This is a genomic window from Pseudoalteromonas amylolytica (assembly GCF_001854605.1).
In the GTDB taxonomy this organism is placed as follows: Bacteria; Pseudomonadota; Gammaproteobacteria; order Enterobacterales; family Alteromonadaceae; genus Pseudoalteromonas; species Pseudoalteromonas amylolytica.
Genome location: NZ_MKJU01000022.1, coordinates 97,221 through 116,447, shown reverse-complemented (window position 1 = coordinate 116,447; position 19,227 = coordinate 97,221). Strand labels below are relative to the sequence as shown.

The following is a 19,227-nucleotide window of genomic DNA, read 5'->3' as shown; positions in this document are numbered from 1 at the left end:
TTCCTTTAGTTTTTATCATAGTGTGCGCGAGCTAATTGCATTTTATCACACATATCCGTCACCCCATCAAGCACCCGTGTACTGTAGCGATGCAGTAAGTCCGCATTTACCTCGATAAATTGTTGAGATTGAACCGCTGGGATCTCAGGCCAAGCTTGCCAATTAGTGGTGGGCATCACCTTTTTGCTTTTTTCATTGGGCAGCACAATAACTTCAGGCTTTCTCTTAAGCACATTTTCAACACTAATTTGCGGATACTCCATTGAGCTATCAGCAAATACGTTATCTACACTACACAATTCCAATAGCTGATGAATCCATGTATTACGGTTTATCGTCATCATTGGCTCGGGCCAAAGCTGATAAAACACCTTTAATCGTTGAGCTCCTTGGTAGCGCTTTTTTATGCTATTAAAACGCGTCGTAAACTGTTGAGCGAGTTGCTCTGCCCGCACGCTTTTGCCAGTTAACGTACCAAATAAGCGTAATTCATCTGCAACCTTGCTAATGTCTTTGGTATCGCTGAAAATCACACGAATACCCAGCTTTTCGAGTTTATCAAGATCATCCTTTTTGTTGCCCAAATGCCAAGCAATCACTAAGTCAGGCTTCAATGCCAATACTTTTTCTAGCATGATGCCATTGTGACCTCCAACACGAACAATGTCGTTCGCAGCAGCTGGATAATCTGCATACTCTACTGTGCCGACGATGTGCTCACCTGCCCCTATGGCAAACAAGTTTTCGACAATATGAGGCGCCAATGCAACGATCCGCTTTGCCTCATTGGCATGCCCACAGCTAAAAGATAAGCCAATGATAACTAAGCATAAACGTATATAAAACATTAGAAGTCAAACCCTTCTAGCGCTTTAATACCAGACTCAAAGGCATGCTTAACATTGCGAACTTCACTGACCGTATCAGCTAATTCCGTAAGTTTTCGATGCGCGCCACGACCTGTCACAATCACTGACTGCATTTTAGGGCGATGTGCGATTGCATGAAGTACTTCCTCAAGATCAATATAATCGTAACTGACCATGTAGGTAAGTTCGTCAAGCAGCACCAAATCAATGCTGTCATCTTGTAACCATGCCTTAGCTTGCTGCCAAGTTTGTTGCGCGGCTTGAGTGTCAGTTTCACGATTCTGCGTCTCCCAGGTAAATCCTGTTTTCATCACCGCAAAAGGAACCCCCGCCTTTTCTAGCAAGTTACGCTCACCACATTCCCACATTCCTTTGATAAATTGTGCCACAACCGCTTGCTTACCATGACCGGCACAGCGTGCCACTGTCCCAAACCCCGAGGTTGATTTGCCTTTACCATTACCTGTGATCACTTGAAAAATGCCTTGCACTTTGTCAGCGGCGGCAACCTTGGCGTCCACTTGTTCCTTAACTTTTTGCTGCCTTTGCCGATGCTTTTGCTGATTCTTGTTACTTTCTGAGTCGCTCATAAATTCCTCGTTATTAATTTTCTCTATGCTTTTGATGCTAAGGCTAGCAGCTTATCTATATCCAAGTGTTGCTCGCAGGTATCGGCTAAACGCTCTAGCTGTTGTTCTCGATGCGCAGCGAGGTCAAATGCATTGGCCTGCACGCGTCCATCACTGGCCCATGCAAGTATCACATTGGCTGCATCCGGGGTATCAAACAGCCCATGTAAGTAAGTACCCACAATCTGATTATCACCTGATATAAAACCATCTTGAGTGATATTTTCAGGGTGATTAGTAAAGCGTATAAATGGCCGATTCAAAGCCTTCCCTTCGCTGATACCACAGTGAATTTCATACCCTTTGATGGCCGTTGCTGCATCGCCCAGCAAACATTGCCCCGATACTTGGGTTAAAGTTTTGTTGCCCCCAAGCGTGGTGGTGAACTGGGCAAGATTTAACGCACTGATTTGTTTTTGTGATGACTCAATGCCTTCGGGGTCATAAATCGCCTGCCCCAACATTTGTAAGCCACCACAGACACCCAATAATTTGCCACCAAAACGCAAATGCCGTGTTATCTCTGCCTGCCAACTCTGCGTCTTCACAAAGGCCATATCACCGAGCACATTTTTACTGCCCGGAATAATGATGAGATCCGTTGGGCCTATTTGTTGTTCATGGCGCACATAAGTTAAATCCACGTTGGGGTGTAACCGCAAACTATCAAAATCTGTGTGATTACTAATATGCGGCAACAGCAGCACACTCACCTTTAACTGTGTGTCTACCACATGGTTTTCGATTGTTACGGCATCCTCTGCATCAAGGTTAAGTGCATGCAAATACGGCATCACACCCAACACGGGTTTGCCAGTATATTCCTCAAGCCAGTCCAAACCTGATTGTAATAAGCTTATGTCTCCACGAAAGCGGTTGATCACAAACCCTTTCACCAAGGCTTGCTCTTGCTCACTAAGCAGCGCCAAGGTACCAACAAGGTGAGCAAACACCCCTCCTTTGTCGATATCCGCCACGATGATAACAGGACAATCAACCGCGCAGGCAAAGCCCATATTGGCGATATCATTTTCCCTCAAGTTAATTTCCGCCGGACTGCCCGCCCCTTCGACCAATATCAACTCATATTGTGCTTCTAGCCGTTGATGAGATTGCAATACAGCTTGCATCGCCACTTTTTTATAGTCATGGTATTTCGCCGCTTCCATATTGCTAATTGCACGGCCGTGGATGATCACCTGTGCACCGGTATCACTATTTGGCTTTAGCAATATAGGGTTAAAGTCCGTGTTGAGGGCAACTTTTGCGGCAACCGCTTGCAGCGCTTGCGCCCTCCCTATCTCTCCACCACAAGGTGTCACCGCACTGTTCAGTGCCATATTCTGTGGTTTGAAAGGGGCAACCTGCATGCCTCTGCGTGCAAACACACGACACAACCCCGCCACAAGCGTGCTTTTACCTGCATCAGAGGTGGTCCCCTGTACCATCAGTGTTTTCGCCATTATTTGAGCCTCAAGCTACATCCGGCCATGACAAATTCAACATGGGTCGCGATGTTTGCGATGTCTTGATGTAACCAACCGGACTGATCAACAAATTCACGATTCAACTCCCCCATAGGCACAATGCCATGACCGACTTCATTACTGACCATGATCACATCAGCTAAAGTACCTTGCAAAGCTGCCAACAGCTGCTGTTTCTTGGCCAAGTATTCTGCCAGCCCTTTTTCACATAACCCATAGGTCAACCAAAGCGTTAAACAATCAACTAACACACAGCAGCGTGAAGGCTGTGCCATCAACTGTTCAGGCACAAGCCAAGGCTCTTCAATAAGCTGCCATTGTTTATCTCGACGTGCTTGATGATGAGCAATACGACTTAGCATCTCATCATCCTTTGCTTGCGCTGTGGCCAAATATACAATCTGCTCGACCTTACCATTGGTAAGTAAAGTGTTGGCTTTGTGCTCCGCCAGCGCGCTTTTTCCTGAACGTGCTCCCCCTAGTATCAGTTGAACCTCTTTGCTCATTGCCATATCGCTAAACACACCATATAAATCACTACTTCTGAGATTTGCTGGGCAGCCCCTAGGCAATCTCCCGTATATCCACCGAGTTGTTGATTAAACCAAGTTACACACAAACGCCTCACCACCGTTAAGCTCACAATCAGTGCCGCACAGTGCCAAATGCTAAAATAATCAAAACACCAAAAAACCACCAACACAGCTAATGCACAGCCATACAAATACACTCGAGCATGGTTTGATAAGCTTTGAACAACTGGCTTAACTTTACTTTGCGTATCCTGTTGTACATAGGGTAAAAGAGCGATTATGCTTGTCGCCATGGCTCGACTTAAGGTATGCCCACAGATAAGCGCAATACACACCCAGTACCCATGCTCAGCAAGGCTAACCAACAGTTGGTACTTCAACAGTAACAATAAACACAAAGCGGCGACGCCATATGTGCCAAGTCGGCTATCTTTCATAATGTCGAGCTTTTGCTCAACCGACCAACCCCCACCGAAGCCATCCCACACGTCAGCAAAACCATCTTCATGGAAGGCACCAGTCACGAATATTCCCGTAGCGAGTGTTAATATGACCGCGACTTCAGCGGTTAAAATGCTTTGCAGTAATAGATAGATAAACGCCAATAACAACCCAACAAGCAGCCCCACCAGTGAAAAGTAACCGCTAGCTTGGTTCAACTGTGAATCATCAACCTTATCTTTAATTGGTACTGGCAAACGGGTGAGAAATACCACGGCCAACAAAAAAGCACCTTTGTTCACACGCTCACCACATCATTGACCTGCGCTTGTGAGAAACTGGCCATATCGTTGTAAAATGCTAATGCGCTTTGCAATATAGGTAGACACAGTGCGGCCCCAGTCCCTTCGCCTAACCTCAACTCTAAATTCAACAAAGGCTTAGCCTGCAAATAAGCCAGCATTTTGCTGTGCCCTTGCTCACCCGAGTTATGCGCAAAAATCATGTAATCACGGCAGTTTGGTTCCATTTCAATCGCCAGCATCGCAGCGACAGTTGCGATAAAGCCATCAACCAAAATTGCTTTTTGAAGCCGAGCGCCCGCCAGCATGGCACCAACCATCTGACAAATTTCAAAGCCACCCAAACAGCGTAAAACATCCCGCGCTGTACTCAAGTGTTCGCCATGAAATTGCAAAGCTTGTGTTATCAATCGCAACTTTTTGGCTTGTACATCGTCATCGACTCCCGTGCCTCTACCCACAGTTTGCTCCGGAGCCAAGCCACTTAATGCCGAAAAAATTGCCGCCGCCGAGCTGGTGTTGCCAATGCCCATCTCACCAAATGCCAGCAAGTTGCTATTGCGATTCAGTTTGTTTTCTACTAATTGTTTGCCGTACGCCAAACCTTGTTCAAGCTGCTGATGTGACATCGCTGCAGACGTGGTAAAACACGAAGTACTCGTGCCAAGGCGCTGGGAAATAACGCCTAACTCGGGTTCTGGCGTAGTTAAGATTCCACAGTCAACCACACTGAGTTGCCAGTCAAACTGACGACAAAACACATTGATAGCCGCCCCACCGTTGGCGAAATTTGCGACCATTTGCCCTGTCACTTCGCTGGGGGCAATCGATACCCCATGCGCTGCAATGCCATGGTCACCGGCAAAAACAACTAGTTGAGGCTGAGTAATGGTAAAACGTGCGCACTCAAACTGCGCTAAGCTCAAACCTTGAGAAAAGATCAATACCAACTGTTTAGCCAGTACCTCAAGATCACCCAGCGCACCGAGTGGTTTTGTTTTAAGATCAATTCTCTGTTGTATTTGCGCCGCAAATTCTAGGTCTAATTTACGTACCTCACCCATATACTTTCCTATATTGAGGCTGTTGTGCGCTTACGTAGCACCAACAAAGTTAAGAAAAACACACTACCAATGGCCGCTGTGATCACACCGACTGGTAACTCTTGATTCTCAAGTACGGTGCGAGCAACAATATCCACCCACAACATAAATAGCCCACCACTCAAAGCAGTAATAAGTAAACCTGCGGTGCTTGCTTGCGACACAAAAAAGCGCACTATGTGTGGGATCATTAGACCCACAAATCCAACGCCACCACACATAGCAACCAATACCGCAGTCAATAACGAGCTTAATAGCAACATACCCAAACGTAACTTAGTCACATTCACGCCCAATGTTGTGGCACTTTCATCGCCCAACAGCATGGCGTTGAGCGTTCTTCGAAATAACAACATGCAACCTACGCTCAAACAAACCACGATTGCTGGCAGCCACAATGTCTGCCAATCAGCGCGCGAGAAGCTGCCTAATGTCCAAAATACAATGGCAGTGATCGCTTGTGGGTCGCTCCAGTACAGCAGCAAGCTAGTACAAGCACTGAACAAAAAAGACAAAGCAACGCCTGCCAGCAGCATAGACTCCACTTGGTTATTCAGTTGCGCTTTAGCAATTAACAACAACGCACTCATTGCCAATAAACTGCCTGCAAACGCTGCGCCTGACAGTACTAAGCCCGCTTGTACTCCTGTGAATGCAAATAGCAACACCACCCCAAATGAAGCACCCGATGACACCCCAAATAAGTACGGGTCGGCCAACGGGTTACGCGTAACAGTCTGTAAAATAAGACCAGCCATTGCTAAGCCACCACCCGCTAAAAATGCCAATATGGCACGCGGCAAACGCAACTCTATAATGATCTTTTGCTCTAGATTAGTAGCATCATAGGACAGTAAAGCTTGCCAAATATCAGATAGCTCAATGGCTATCACCCCCAGACTCAAAGCCGATACAAAGCTGGTCAGCACCGCTAGTGACAGAGCGCTCAATGCAAACTTATTCATTGAATATATCCATAGTGATAGCGAATGTGTGGCACTAATGTTTGCTCACTGTGGGCGTTAGGCACTTGAGTCACCTGTGCACATACGCCAAACACATCACTGAGTAACTCACTGGTGAGCACCTGTAAAGGCGCACCCTGTGCTTTCAATTCACCATTTTGAAGTACCAACAAATGGTCTGATACGGCCGCTGCCAAATTGAGATCGTGAAATGATGCCAATACGCTCACGCCCAACGACTTCGCCAACTCCATGATCTGAATTTGGTATTTCACATCTAGGTGGCTCGTTGGCTCATCCATGATTAACAGTTGCGGCTGTTGCACCATCGCTCTGGCGATCATCACCCGTTGTTTTTCACCACCAGATAATGAACTGAACATCTGATTGGATTTATGTGAAAGGCCGACCTTTTCAAGCGCCATGGCAATATCATCTTTATCTTTATGATTTATGGAAGAAAAAAGTGGCTTATGTGGTGTCACTCCCATAGCGACCACATCAAATACCCCGAGATTAAATTGCTCTGGTACATCTTGCAGCACCACAGCAACTTGTTTTGCATATTCCGGTCTTGAGTAGCGCTCAATTGGCGCATTAAGCAACTGAATTTGACCATAGGTTGGTTTGATAAAACGATAGATACATCTCAATAAAGACGATTTTCCTGCACCATTAGGGCCCAGTAGGCCCACAAACTGCCCAGCTTTGATGCTAAAGCTGACATCTTTGAGGATATTCGATTGATTTATTTGCAACCCAACCTGCTGGACATCCAACATAGAGCACGTTGCGTGTACTGACTGATTCATGCTTACCTTAAACACATAACCGCGAGTCGTAAGCACAAACAATAGCGCATTCACGTAATGACATGAACACTAGGAAAAGTATTATTGCATGTGACTCAAAGTACGCCCGCTAAGAGTATATTTGCCGGTCTTGGTATCTGACTTTGGCCACAAGCGTGGACCTTCACAGTTGCGGGGACAGTTGAGTATTTGCAACTCATTCCCAAGATTCACCAACAAAGTTGGTTGCCATTATGCTGTCTAGACGTCTAAAATACAACTTTTGGCCAACCTTTATCCTGCTCATCGTAATAAACTTTCACTTTAAGCACTTTGCCATACTCAATGTCTAGCGCGCTAAATATACAGCTGTTACTAATCGGTATCTGTAAAATATATGCCACGAGTTGCTTTATGACCCCACCATGTGTGAACACTACATTGTGAGGGCTTCTATTGCTGTCTAATTGAAAGCACCACCATTGTTCGACGCGTCTTTTAAATTCCAGTAAAGACTCACCATTTGGCGGTGTATATAAATGAGGTGATTGCCAAAACTGGCCAAGAGTTGGTTTAGTTGTGAGCTGCCATAGTGACTCGTAAGATTGACCGTCCCAATCCCCAAAATCCATTTCTTTGAGTGCCTCATCAAGCTCAAACTGGTAGCCATGTAACTGTGCGTAATGCTGAGCAAATTCTTTGCAGCGCTTTAACGGTGAACTAAAAACAAGCGCGCCACTGCTCACAGATTCCACGGCTTTGCTAAGCTGTTGCCAGCCAACTTTACTTAACTCAACATTACTGCGCCCAAGCAAGTGCCCTGTAGCTTGCGGCTGACCATGGCGGATAAAGTACCAAGTTTGCTGCATAGGTTCACCTGTGTCTACTACATCTAGTTGTGGTGATCAAAAATGCGAGCCGAGGCTCGCATTTTCACTAAAGCAATGACTTACAAAATTTGATTTTCTTTCCAAGCTTGTTCCTTCGCCAGACGCTTTTTACGTCTGTCACAAGGGTCATCACAATCGCAGGCCTTTTCTACGCCAACAGCACCTAATCCACCACAGCTGCTAGCCATTGATTTCTTTTGTACGATAACACCGACAGCCATTGCTGTAACAATCAAAATAAGCAAACCAAAGGTAAGTAAAAACAGTGACATGGTACTGGCCTCTAAAATATAAAAATGGACTCAGCGTACTGAGCCTGTGACGGTCTAAGACCACTTTATTATAACTCGCTTATTCTCTAGTCACAAATAAGGTTTAAACGCCTCACTGGCATAAGTTATAAGGCCTTGGTCTGATTTACTAATTAGATACACCGCCAACTGATGTTGCTCTGCATACGCCTTGGCACGCTCAGTGCCCATAACAGTCAATGCAGTGGCTAAGCCATCCGCCGTCATTGCCGATGGGTGCAAAACTGTCACCGATACCAACTCATGTTTAACTGGCATGCCCGTTGCGGGGTCGATTAGATGAGTAAAGGTTTCACCATCCATTTCATAAAAGATACGATAGTCACCCGAGGTCGCAATCCCGGTATCTCTTAACTTGAGTTCGCGGTGTACTTGCCTTTTCCCCATAGGAGCATCAGGCTGCTCTATGGCAATGATCCAAGGTTTATCATTCGGTTTACTACCCGAAACACGCAGCTCTCCGCCAATTTCAACCATGTAATTATGAATGCCAAGTTGCTCCAACAAAGCAGCGACTTTATCTATACCGAAACCTTTTGCCGTAGCTGAAAACGATACCTCTAAGCCATCAACCGTTTTCGCCAAGCCTTGCTCACTCAACAGCAGCTTATCGACACCAATACGACTACGCATATCATCTAGCTGTGCCTGAGATGGACGCTTTGTAGGACGCTTATCAGGACCAAAGCCCCACAGATCGATTAACGGACCCATAGTAACATCCAATGTCTTGGTCGACTCACCAAGGCGTATGGACTCAGCCACTACCGTACGAAAATCTTCGCTAATCGCCATCACTTCCCTCTGGGAAAGCGCATTGAATTGATTGATTTCTGAATCTTCAACCCAAGGAGACATCGACTGATTTACCGCAACCAAGGTGTCATCGATCTGTTTTTTCAGCTGTGCTTGTTCAAGCGCCTGCCCCTCTGGAAAAACCTTAATGTTATAGGTAGTGCCCATTGTTTTACCATTTATTACCATGGCCCCAGAGGTCTGTACTGTACTGTTGTCACACCCACTTAAAACTAAGGTCAGCAAAATCAAAACGGGTAAAAAAATTCGTGCCATCTTCCATCCTATCGTTCATCTGTTTATTCGCAAGCGCTACCACATTCATCCCTGTGTATATAGCGTTCGTTCATTTTTATGTATAAAAAAGCCCCAAGACGATAACGCCTTGGGGCTGATATTTTATCTCAAAACTATGTTTTGGATCATGTGCTAAAAGCCTAATTAGCCACCGAAGTCATCTAGTAAGATGTTTTCGTCTTCAACGCCTAGGTCTTTCAGCATGTTGATTACTGCAGCGTTCATCATTGGAGGACCACACATGTAGAACTCACAATCTTCTGGTGCTTCATGATCTTTCAAGTAGTTTTCATAAAGTACGTTATGGATGAAGCCTGTGTAACCTTCCCAGTTATCTTCTGGTTGTGGATCTGATAATGCAGTATGCCATACGAAGTTATCGTTCTCAGCCGCTAGGCCATCGAAGTCTTCAACGTAGAACATTTCACGCTTAGAGCGCGCACCATACCAGAAAGACATCTTACGCTTAGAGTTAAGACGCTTAAGCTGGTCAAAGATGTGTGAACGCATCGGTGCCATACCTGCACCACCACCAACAAATACCATTTCTGCGTCTGTGTCTTTAGCAAAGAACTCACCGAACGGACCAGAGATAGTAACTTTATCACCTTCTTTAAGTGACCAAATGTACGACGACATTTTACCACATGGTAGTGACAAGTTATTTGGCGGCGGAGTCGCAATACGTACGTTTAGCATGATAATGCCGAACTCTTCTGGGTAGTTAGCCATTGAGTATGCACGAATTGTTTCTTCATCCACTTTAGACTCAAGATTAAAGAAGCCAAAACGCTCCCAATCTGGGCGATACTCTTCTGGAATATCGTAGTCTGCATATTTAACGTGGTGTGGTGGCGCTTCAATCTGAATGTAACCACCTGCACGGAAAGGTACTGACTCACCATCAGGAATAGCAAGCTTAAGCTCTTTGATGAAAGTCGCTTTGTTATCATTAGAGATAACTGTACATTCCCACTTCTTAACACCGAAAATTGACTCTTCAAGCTCAATTTCCATGTCGTTTTTCACGTTTACCTGACACGCTAAACGGCAGCCCTCACGAGCCTCACCTTTAGAGATGTGATCAAGTTCCGTTGGTAGAATATCGCCACCACCTGATTTTACATGTACGCGACACTGACCACATGAGCCACCGCCACCACAAGCTGATGATACGAAGATCCCCGATTCTGATAGAGCACCAAGTAACTTGCTGCCAGCAGAAGTAGTAATACCTTTTTCAGGATCACCGTTAATTCCAATTGTGATGTCACCGCTTGCTACTAACTTAGATTTAGCTGCAATAATTACTAAAACTAAGATAACAACGATAGCAATGAACATCCCTACGCCTAAATATACCTCAAGCATGATTTTTCCTCGCTACCTTACAGTGAAATACCAGAGAATGACATAAAGCCAAAGCCCATCAAACCTACAGTGATGAAGGTAATACCTAAACCACGAAGACCATCTGGAACGTCTGCATATTTCATTTTCTCACGGATACCAGCAAGCAATACGATTGCCAATGCCCAACCCACACCAGAACCAATACCAAACACCACTGACTCACCAAAGTTAAGGTTACGCTCAACCATGAATGAAACCGCACCGAAAATTGCACAGTTTACAGTGATAAGAGGTAAGAAGATGCCCAACGCGTTGTAAAGTGCAGGGAAGAACTTGTCTAGTGCCATCTCAAGGATTTGAACTAACGCAGCGATTACACCGATAAAGGTCAAAAAGCGTAAGAAACTTAAGTCAGCTTCAGCGAACCCTAACCATTCAAGTGCACCGGGTGCTAATACAGCGTAATACACTAGGTTGTTTACTGGTACAGCAACACCTAGTACAAAGATTACAGCAACACCAAGGCCTAGTGACGTAGTTACTTTCTTAGATACCGCTAGGAATGTACACATACCCAAGAAGAAAGATAAAGCTAAGTTTTCAACAAAAACCGCTTTAACGAATAAACTAATATATTGTTCCATCTCTCTCCCCTTACGCCTTCGCTTCTACTTGATCTTTCTTGTATGTACGAAGTATCCAAATAAAGATACCTACCAAGAAGAACGAGCTGAATGGCATAATCAGTAGACCCATTGGGCGATACCAACCACCGTCAGAAACGAGTGGCAAGATCTCAACACCAAATAAAGTACCAGAACCGAATAGTTCACGAACGAAACCAACCGTTAGTAGTACCACTGAGTAACCTAAACCGTTACCGATACCATCTAAGAATGACATCGCAGGTGGTGACTTCATCGCATAAGCTTCAGCGCGACCCATTACGATACAGTTAGTAATGATCAAACCGATGAACGTTGAAAGCTCTTTAGCCGTTGAGTAAACAACCGCCTGTAGCACCTGATCAACAACGATTACCAATGAGGCAATGATGGTCATCTGCACAATAATACGTACACTCGAAGGAATGTGGTTACGCATCATAGAGATGAATAAGCTTGAAAATGCGGTTACCAATGTCAAAGCAATTGACATGATCAAAGCATTTTTAAGGCTTGATGTTACCGCCAATGCTGAACAAATACCTAATACCTGAAGGGCAATCGGGTTGTTTGCAAAGACAGGGCCAAACAAGACTTCTTTCATTTCTTTAGTGTTAGCCATTAGTTCAATGCTCCTTTACGTACTTTCGCAAGGAATGGACCAAAGCCTTTGTTGCTAGTCCAAAAATCAATCGTGTTATCCACACCGTTTGACGTCAAGGTAGCGCCAGACAAGCCATCGATCTTATGCTCGTTGTCGCCTGCTGTACCTTTAACGATATCAACCGGAAGCTGCTTACCATTCCACGTTGCTGTCCACTTAGGGTTTTGGATTTCACCACCTAGACCCGCAGTTTCGTTGTGCTTGTAGAATTGAATCGCTTTGATTGTTTGACCATCATCATCCAATGCTAGGAAGCCAAACATAACACCCCAAAGGCCATAGCCTTGAATTGGTAGGATAACCGTAGACACCTGACCGCTTTCATCTTTTGCAAGATAAACCGGAGAGTTATGAGTCATACGCTGAATGCCCGCTAAGTCATCCTCTTTAGGGATAGCAAAGCTACGAGCTGCATCATATTTAGTGCTTTCGAAATCAAATGAACTGTGATCTACATCTACATATTCACCTGTTTTCATATCGATAACGCGAGGTTCGATATTTGCTTTAAATGTTGCTTCAACGTCTTTCACATCTTTAAAGCCAGCAGCTGCAAGAATATTGCGTTGCACGTCTTGGATTTTGTTAGCTTGTTGTAATGGACGTAGTTGTACCGAAGCAACAGATACTACGACTGCACATACCAAACAAAGACTAACAACGACGCCTAATGTTTTGCCGATAGATTCATTGTTACTAGACACGTGCTAATCTCCTCTTAACATTGGACTGCACTACAAAGTGGTCGAATAGTGGAGCAAACAAGTTAGCGAAAAGAATTGCTAACATCATGCCTTCTGGGTATGCAGGGTTAACCACACGGATTAATACAACCATCACACCAATTAGTGCACCGTATGCAAACTTACCTTTATCAGTGAACGACGCAGAAACTGGGTCAGTCGCCATAAAGAACATACCAAATGCAAAACCACCTAATACTAAATGCCAGTACCAAGGCATAGCAAACGCAGCGTTAGTGTCTGAACCTAATGCGTTAAACAGGCTCGCCATCGCCACCATACCTAGGAATACACCTAGTACGATACGCCATGATGCAATACGAACATACATCAGGAAGAAGCCACCGATCATCAGCGCGAGCGTAGACGTTTCACCCATAGAACCTTGAATGAAACCGTAGAACGCATCCCACCAAAGAACCATGTTATTGAAGTCTAAAGCACCTTGAGCTGCTTGACCTAGGTATGTTGCACCTGAGAATGAGTCAACCGCTGTCCATACTGTGTCACCTGAAATATTTGCAGGGTATGCAAAGAATAGGAATGCACGACCAGCAAGCGCAGGGTTTAGGAAGTTACGGCCTGTACCACCAAACACTTCTTTTGCAACAACAACACCGAAGGTAATACCAAGGGCTGCTTGCCAAAGAGGAATCGTTGCAGGAAGAATTAAAGAGAAAAGTACCGATGTTACGAAGAAACCTTCGTTTACTTCGTGCTTACGGATTGACGCAAATAGTACTTCCCAAAAACCACCTACAGCAAACACTGTGGCGTAAATAGGTAAGTAAAAACATGCACCGTAAAACATCTTAGCGCCCCAACCTGATTGTGCGGTTAACTCACCACCCAATGCTTGGAAAATCGCTACTTGCCAAGTGTTTGCTAGTTCAAAACCGTTACCAAGTGCGATAGCTGCTTGGTGACCAATGTTGAACATACCAAAGAACATAGCAGGGAATGTTGCCATCCACACTAAAATCATAATACGTTTTAGGTCGATGTTGTCACGTACGTGAGTTGCACCTTTGTTTACATAACCCGGCGTGTAGAAAATGGTTGCCACTGCTTCGTACAACGCATACCACTTTTCGTGTTTACCACCAGGTTCAAAGTGAGGTTCAATGTCTTCTAAAAATTTCTTTAAGGCCATTTTTAACCTTCCTTCTCGATAGTAGTCAGGCAATCGCGCAGGATTGAACCGTACTCATACTTGCCAGGACATACGAAGGTACATAGTGCTAAATCTTCTTCATCCAGCTCCAACGCACCCAACGCAATTGCACCATCTAGATCACGTGAGATTAAGTCACGTAATAGTGGTGTTGGTAAGATATCGAGTGGCATAACACGCTCATAGTTACCGATTGGTACCATGGCACGCTTAGAACCGCCCGTTGAGGTTGTCATCTTAAATAAACGACTTGGCGCTAAGTGTGAAATAAACGTACGTGTTACTGAGAATTTGTCACTACCTGGTGCAATCCAGCCAAATAGCTCTTTCTCGCGGCCTTCAAGTAATACTGATACTTGAACATGGTAACGACCAAGGAAAGCGTGAGGGCCAGTTGCTGTTTTACCAGCTAACACAGAGCCAGAAATGACTCGGTTATCACCGTCTTCAAGCTCGCCTGCTACTAAATCTGTTAGCGACGCACCTAGTTGAGTTTTAACTAAACGTGGGTTTTTAACACGAGGACCAGCAAGAGAAACAACACGCTCAGCGTAGATTTCGCCAGTTAAGAATAACTGACCAAACGCAATCACGTCTTGATATCCCAAGTGCCATACCTGCTTATTCGCAGATACTGGGTCTAAGTGGTGAATGTGAGTACCCACTAAACCTGCAGGGTGAACACCAGCAAATTCATGCACTTCTACTTGAGAAAGCGATGAACTTGGCACCTTGCTACCCGCTTTCTTACAAACAAATACTTTGCCATCAGTCAAACGAGATACCACTGCAAGACCTGCTTCAAATGCTTCCACATTTTGGGCAATAATCACAGCTGGATCCGCAGCTAACGGGTTAGTATCGATTGCAGTCACGAAGATAGAACTTGGTGTTGCATCAATTGCAGCTACTTTGCTAAAAGGACGTGCTCTTAGCGCAGGCCATTGACCTGACTCAACAAGCACTTCTTTCACTTTGTCACGCTCTAAGCCACTTAACTCGGTAGCAGAGAACTTGTCAAAAGTGATTTGCTCGTTGCCTTGTACCTCAATCACTACGGATTGCAGTACACGCTTAGCACCACGGTTGATTTCTTTAACTACACCAGCAGCTGGTGCAGTAAACTTGACGCCAGGATTCTTTTTGTCTTCAAAAAGAACTTGGCCTTTTTTGACTTGGTCATCCACACGAACATGCATGGTAGGACGCATACCAATAAACTCTTCGCCAAGCACAGCAACTCGTTTGACGGCAGAACCATCATGAATCACTTGCTGAGGCGCGCCCTCTATGGGTAAGTCCAGACCTTTTTTTATGTTGATCATACGCACTTGCATTACATTAACGGAAAGAAATTGAAAAATCTTTAGTTACCACGGCGCTTGTTGCCTCATATCAATTCAGTATCAAAGAGCCACTTGAACAAATATCGAACAAGCATCGTAGTTGTATTCTCATATATTTCTGTGATTTTAACATTAATCACTCAAACTATGCGAGTGGAATTGCAAAATTAATATGGCTTTCATTGGCTTTGCCGCCAGCATTGAGAGCAGTATAGACTAAAGTAGCACAATAGAAAGTTTGTCCTTTGGAGAGTTCGCTTTCTCTATGCGTAGTCGCCGTGGCGCTGGACCACTGAACAACATCGTTCAACGAGTTGATAAAGTCATAGATAAAAATAACGATTGTTACTGCTGAGTGAGTGTTCTAGAAACAGGCTGCGATTTTCTGAAGATAGCGACAATAAAAAAGCGGCTAACCAACCATCAAAGCCAATGGTCAACTTAGCCGCTTTATCTAATATAATTCGACTTAGATTAGATTGTTGATTGCCACATCTGGGTTAACGTCTTGCTCATAATCAATGGTATCGATACCAAAACCGAACAAGCGTAAAAACTCATTATGGTAACCTACATAATCAGTCAGCTCATCAATAGTTTCTGTCGTTACCGTATCCCAAATATGCTGCACACGGGCCTGCACGTCATCTTCCAATTCTTTATAGTTTTGGAACAAGTGACCGCCGTCATCAAAGCGAGGTGTTTCGCCATATAGGTTTTCACGGAATAACGCATCAATCTGCTCGATGGTCCCTTCATATGTGCCATCTGCTTTCATGACTTTAAATAATGCAGAGATATACAAAGGCATAATCGGAATTGCTGAGCTTGCCTGCGTCACAACCGCATTTAGTGATGATACATATGCTTCACCGTTTAGCGCAGCTGTAGACTCTTTAATGGCCGCCGTTGCACGGTCTAAGTCTTCTTTTGCTTTACCAATGGTTGCATGACCGTAGATAGGCCAAGTAAGCTCTTTACCAATATAGGTGTAGGCCGTTGTTTTGAAGTTGTCAGCCAGTACGTCTGCATCTTTTAGAGCCTCAATCCAAAGCTCCCAATCTTCGCCGCCCATTACTTTCACGGTGTTAGCGATTTCATCTTCATTTGCAGCTTCTACCTTCACTTCATCGATTTCACGCTTAGACGTGTTTAAGTTTTTAGTCGTAACATCACGACCAATTGGCTTAAGTGTTGAAGAGTAAACTTCACCCGTTTTCGGGTCTGTACGACGAGGTGATGCTAGGCTGTAGATGATAAGGTCTACTTTACCCATTTCAGCTTTAATCGTCTCAACGGTCTTAGCTTTTATCTCATCAGAAAAAGCATCGCCATTGATATTTTTTGACCATAACCCTGCTTCATCAGCCGCTTGCTGGAAAGCCGCAGTATTGTACCATCCTGCCGAAGCAGTTTTGCGCTCAGAACCTTCTTTTTCGAAAAAGATGCCTAGCGTTTTAGCACCGGCACCAAAAGCCGCAGTAATACGCGATGCCAAGCCGTAGCCTGTTGATGCACCAATCACCAGTACATTTTTAGGGCCATTGGCAACTTGGCCTTGTGCTTTAACGTAAGCAATTTGCTCTTTTACGTGCGCAGCACAACCCACTGGGTGTGCATTGGTACAAATAAAACCACGAATTTTCGGTTTAACGACCATAATCAATCCTATAATTTTTCAAAAACTGTCATAGTTTAATGGTTGATCAGACAAATACAGGTCTGATCAGCTAGTTATCCAACTTAGAGCCACCTAAACAATTAGGTGAATCAGGTATTTGCCCTGCTTTTTCGCTGTATTCTTCAGGCGTATAGGCATGGATAGACAAAGCATGAATATGCTCTGCCAACTCTTGTTGCAAAACCTCATTCACTTTTCTATGGCGTTGTAGCAAACGTTTTCCAACAAACTCCTCGCTCACCACTACGACCTTAAAATGAGATTCTTCGCCACGACTATGCATATGACTTTCGTTTACGACATTGAGGTGTTTACAGCTAATTGCCGCCGCCAATTTATCGTAGATTTGCGCTTGCATCGACATGCTAACCCCTTAATTCGAATTTATTTACGGCCGTTACTATACGCTTTTGTTAACGCTTGACCAACCGTTCTGAAAGTTAAATTGATTCGCCCACCCGATACTTTTGCTTGCGCTGGCAAAGCGTGTTGGTACAACTGTTGGCTGTCGCCATGCATCACCAGCACACTACCGCTTTGTAGCAACAGTTCATACTGCTGACCTGTCACTTTGTGTTTTATCTTAAACTTGCGTGATGCACCAAGAGAAATAGATACGATACATGGCTCTTGGCCAAGCTCAGCTTCATCATCACTATGCCAGCCCATTTTATCTTGACCATCTCGGTACCAATTGACCAATAAGGCATTAAAGTCAAAGCCATACGTGCGTTGCAGCCGGTGTCGCATTGCCAAAAGAGGCGCAGGCCAAGGCGAATTGTTGAGCGTTTGTTTTGAATAGCTATAGACCACATCATCGTCAGCGATGAAGCATTGCTTACGGGGAATAGTGTGATATTTACCAAAAACCTGAATGCGAGGCTGCTGCCAAATCAGCTGCTCACAAAGATAATCATACAGGGCAATGCTTTTATCTAGACTGATGACAGCGGGATGATAATCAAAACCCGAGGGTAAGAGCTGTTCAGGCTGAGACAATGTCATGATACTATTCACCTATTCGATACATGTTTCTTTATATTATGACAACTGATGCGTTATTAGGTGGCAATACCCTAACCCTACACCGTTTTCCTTTAGAACAAAAAAACCGCAGTCTGCAAGCATGGGATGCTGCTGACGAATACCTCGTTGACTACGTGCTTGAGCATCATAACCAAGCGCAGCGTATTTTGGTACTCAATGACGGTTTTGGCGCTTTAAGTTGTGCATTACTATCAACCAATGCAAAGCGACAAGTTACCAACGTGAGCGACTCTTTCATCGCCCATCAAGCATGTCAATACAACCTGATTGAAAACCAGTTAGATGATAGTGATGTTCGTTATTTGGATAGTCTGAGTGCACTACCAAATGATGTCGATCTAGTGTTGCTTAAAGTCCCCAAGAATGCGGGTTTTTTGGCACACCAGCTATCTTTGTTAAGCCAATTACCAGCCGATATAAAAGTCATTGCGGCAGGCAAAGCTAAAGAAATTCACACCTCTACGTTAAAGAGCTTTAGCCATTATTTGCATGAACCGACCACAAGTTTGGCGGTTAAAAAAGCCCGACTCATTTTCAGTGAGACAACTGCCAAGCCCGTAACGAGCAAGTTTCCGGTGTCTTGGCCTTTGGAAAAAACAGAGTTTGTTTTAACGAACCATGCGAACGTGTTCTCTCGAGACTCTTTAGATATCGGAGCGCGATTCTTTATGAACTATCTCCCACGAGGAAAAAAGCCACTCAAAGTCATTGATTTAGGCTGTGGTAATGGGGTAATAGGCTTGCTAACTTTGCAGCATATGCCAAACGCACGCCTCACTTTTGTGGATGAATCGGCGATGGCGGTTGCCAGCGCTAAAGACAATATCACTCAAAACTTACCCGAAGCACTAGAGCGTTGTCAGTTTATCCAAAACGACTGTCTTAGCGATTTCACCTCAGGTTCAGCTGACTTAGTGTTATGTAACCCTCCTTTTCACCAAGCACAGGCAATTACCGACCATATCGCTTGGCAAATGTTTGTACAGGCAAAGCACGTATTAAAAAAAGGCGGAGAATTACGAATCATCGGCAATCGACATCTTGATTACCAAGACAAACTTAATCGACTGTTCGGTAACTGTAAGATCATTGGCAACAACAAAAAATTTACCGTACTGAGTACGATAAGAAGAGGTTAATA

At 44.5% G+C, this 19,227-nt stretch carries 21 protein-coding genes and 1 riboswitch; of the genes, 1 reads left to right on the top strand and 20 read right to left on the bottom strand.

Going from position 1 to position 19,227, the window contains the following annotated elements:
• Positions 1–5: 5 nt before the first annotated feature.
• The 20 genes from BET10_RS04940 to BET10_RS04845 form a co-directional block, all read right to left on the bottom strand.
• Positions 6–848 carry a cobalamin-binding protein gene (locus BET10_RS04940; RefSeq protein ID WP_070983831.1) on the bottom strand — a complete coding sequence of 281 codons (843 nt, stop codon included), beginning with the start codon at positions 846–848 and terminating at the stop codon, positions 6–8.
• Entirely contained in the window at positions 848–1,459 is a 612-nt protein-coding gene (cobO, locus tag BET10_RS04935; protein ID WP_070983830.1) for a cob(I)yrinic acid a,c-diamide adenosyltransferase, read from the bottom strand. The genes BET10_RS04940 and cobO overlap by 1 nt, the downstream gene beginning before the upstream one ends.
• Before the next feature lie 23 nt (positions 1,460–1,482).
• Positions 1,483–2,961, bottom strand: coding sequence for a cobyric acid synthase (locus BET10_RS04930; protein WP_070983829.1), 1,479 nt, complete (start codon positions 2,959–2,961; stop codon positions 1,483–1,485).
• Positions 2,961–3,491, bottom strand: coding sequence for a bifunctional adenosylcobinamide kinase/adenosylcobinamide-phosphate guanylyltransferase (cobU, locus tag BET10_RS04925; protein ID WP_070984053.1), 531 nt, complete (start codon positions 3,489–3,491; stop codon positions 2,961–2,963). The genes BET10_RS04930 and cobU overlap by 1 nt, the downstream gene beginning before the upstream one ends.
• A complete protein-coding gene (locus tag BET10_RS04920) occupies positions 3,488–4,261 on the bottom strand; it encodes an adenosylcobinamide-GDP ribazoletransferase (protein ID WP_070983828.1) in 774 nt (257 codons plus the stop codon). Before BET10_RS04920 ends, cobU begins: the two co-directional genes overlap by 4 nt.
• Positions 4,258–5,325 carry a nicotinate-nucleotide--dimethylbenzimidazole phosphoribosyltransferase gene (gene cobT / locus BET10_RS04915; protein ID WP_070983827.1) on the bottom strand — a complete coding sequence of 356 codons (1,068 nt, stop codon included), beginning with the start codon at positions 5,323–5,325 and terminating at the stop codon, positions 4,258–4,260. Before cobT ends, BET10_RS04920 begins: the two co-directional genes overlap by 4 nt.
• 8 nt (positions 5,326–5,333) lie before the next feature.
• Positions 5,334–6,329 carry a FecCD family ABC transporter permease gene (locus BET10_RS04910; RefSeq protein WP_096348927.1) on the bottom strand — a complete coding sequence of 332 codons (996 nt, stop codon included), beginning with the start codon at positions 6,327–6,329 and terminating at the stop codon, positions 5,334–5,336.
• The gene (locus BET10_RS04905) at positions 6,326–7,141 is read right to left on the bottom strand and encodes an ABC transporter ATP-binding protein (protein WP_070983825.1); all 816 of its coding nucleotides are present in this window, start codon (positions 7,139–7,141) and stop codon (positions 6,326–6,328) included. Before BET10_RS04905 ends, BET10_RS04910 begins: the two co-directional genes overlap by 4 nt.
• A 111-nt stretch (positions 7,142–7,252) precedes the next feature.
• A riboswitch (cobalamin riboswitch) is annotated at positions 7,253–7,383 on the bottom strand.
• A 6-nt stretch (positions 7,384–7,389) separates the two neighbouring features.
• The gene (locus tag BET10_RS04900) at positions 7,390–7,989 is read right to left on the bottom strand and encodes a histidine phosphatase family protein (protein WP_070983824.1); all 600 of its coding nucleotides are present in this window, start codon (positions 7,987–7,989) and stop codon (positions 7,390–7,392) included.
• 80 nt (positions 7,990–8,069) lie between these two features.
• Positions 8,070–8,282, bottom strand: coding sequence for a (Na+)-NQR maturation NqrM (gene nqrM, locus BET10_RS04895; protein ID WP_070983823.1), 213 nt, complete (start codon positions 8,280–8,282; stop codon positions 8,070–8,072).
• A 90-nt stretch (positions 8,283–8,372) separates the two neighbouring features.
• Positions 8,373–9,392 carry an FAD:protein FMN transferase gene (locus BET10_RS04890; protein WP_070983822.1) on the bottom strand — a complete coding sequence of 340 codons (1,020 nt, stop codon included), beginning with the start codon at positions 9,390–9,392 and terminating at the stop codon, positions 8,373–8,375.
• A 165-nt stretch (positions 9,393–9,557) separates the two neighbouring features.
• Positions 9,558–10,784: an NADH:ubiquinone reductase (Na(+)-transporting) subunit F gene (gene nqrF / locus BET10_RS04885; protein ID WP_070983821.1), complete on the bottom strand. Its 1,227-nt coding sequence runs from the start codon at positions 10,782–10,784 to the stop codon at positions 9,558–9,560.
• A 17-nt stretch (positions 10,785–10,801) separates the two neighbouring features.
• Positions 10,802–11,410: an NADH:ubiquinone reductase (Na(+)-transporting) subunit E gene (gene nqrE / locus BET10_RS04880; RefSeq protein WP_070983820.1), complete on the bottom strand. Its 609-nt coding sequence runs from the start codon at positions 11,408–11,410 to the stop codon at positions 10,802–10,804.
• Positions 11,411–11,420: 10 nt separating this feature from the next.
• Positions 11,421–12,053 carry an NADH:ubiquinone reductase (Na(+)-transporting) subunit D gene (locus BET10_RS04875; RefSeq protein ID WP_070983819.1) on the bottom strand — a complete coding sequence of 211 codons (633 nt, stop codon included), beginning with the start codon at positions 12,051–12,053 and terminating at the stop codon, positions 11,421–11,423.
• The gene (locus tag BET10_RS04870) at positions 12,053–12,799 is read right to left on the bottom strand and encodes a Na(+)-translocating NADH-quinone reductase subunit C (protein ID WP_070983818.1); all 747 of its coding nucleotides are present in this window, start codon (positions 12,797–12,799) and stop codon (positions 12,053–12,055) included. Before BET10_RS04870 ends, BET10_RS04875 begins: the two co-directional genes overlap by 1 nt.
• Positions 12,792–13,991: an NADH:ubiquinone reductase (Na(+)-transporting) subunit B gene (locus BET10_RS04865; protein ID WP_070983817.1), complete on the bottom strand. Its 1,200-nt coding sequence runs from the start codon at positions 13,989–13,991 to the stop codon at positions 12,792–12,794. Before BET10_RS04865 ends, BET10_RS04870 begins: the two co-directional genes overlap by 8 nt.
• 2 nt (positions 13,992–13,993) lie before the next feature.
• Positions 13,994–15,337, bottom strand: a complete 1,344-nt coding sequence (locus BET10_RS04860; protein WP_070984052.1) for a Na(+)-translocating NADH-quinone reductase subunit A — start codon at positions 15,335–15,337, stop codon at positions 13,994–13,996.
• Between the two features lie 490 nt (positions 15,338–15,827).
• Positions 15,828–17,018, bottom strand: a complete 1,191-nt coding sequence (gene fabV / locus BET10_RS04855) for an enoyl-ACP reductase FabV (RefSeq protein WP_070983816.1) — start codon at positions 17,016–17,018, stop codon at positions 15,828–15,830.
• 70 nt (positions 17,019–17,088) lie between these two features.
• Positions 17,089–17,403, bottom strand: a complete 315-nt coding sequence (locus BET10_RS04850) for a BolA family protein (RefSeq protein WP_070983815.1) — start codon at positions 17,401–17,403, stop codon at positions 17,089–17,091.
• A gap of 20 nt (positions 17,404–17,423) precedes the next feature.
• Entirely contained in the window at positions 17,424–18,044 is a 621-nt protein-coding gene (locus tag BET10_RS04845) for an alpha-ketoglutarate-dependent dioxygenase AlkB family protein (RefSeq protein ID WP_070983814.1), read from the bottom strand.
• 38 nt (positions 18,045–18,082) lie between these two features.
• On the opposite strand from BET10_RS04845, the gene BET10_RS04840 reads away from it, so the two are divergent.
• Complete coding sequence (locus tag BET10_RS04840) at positions 18,083–19,225, top strand: methyltransferase (protein WP_070984051.1); 1,143 nt, start codon at positions 18,083–18,085, stop codon at positions 19,223–19,225.
• Positions 19,226–19,227 lie beyond the last annotated feature (2 nt).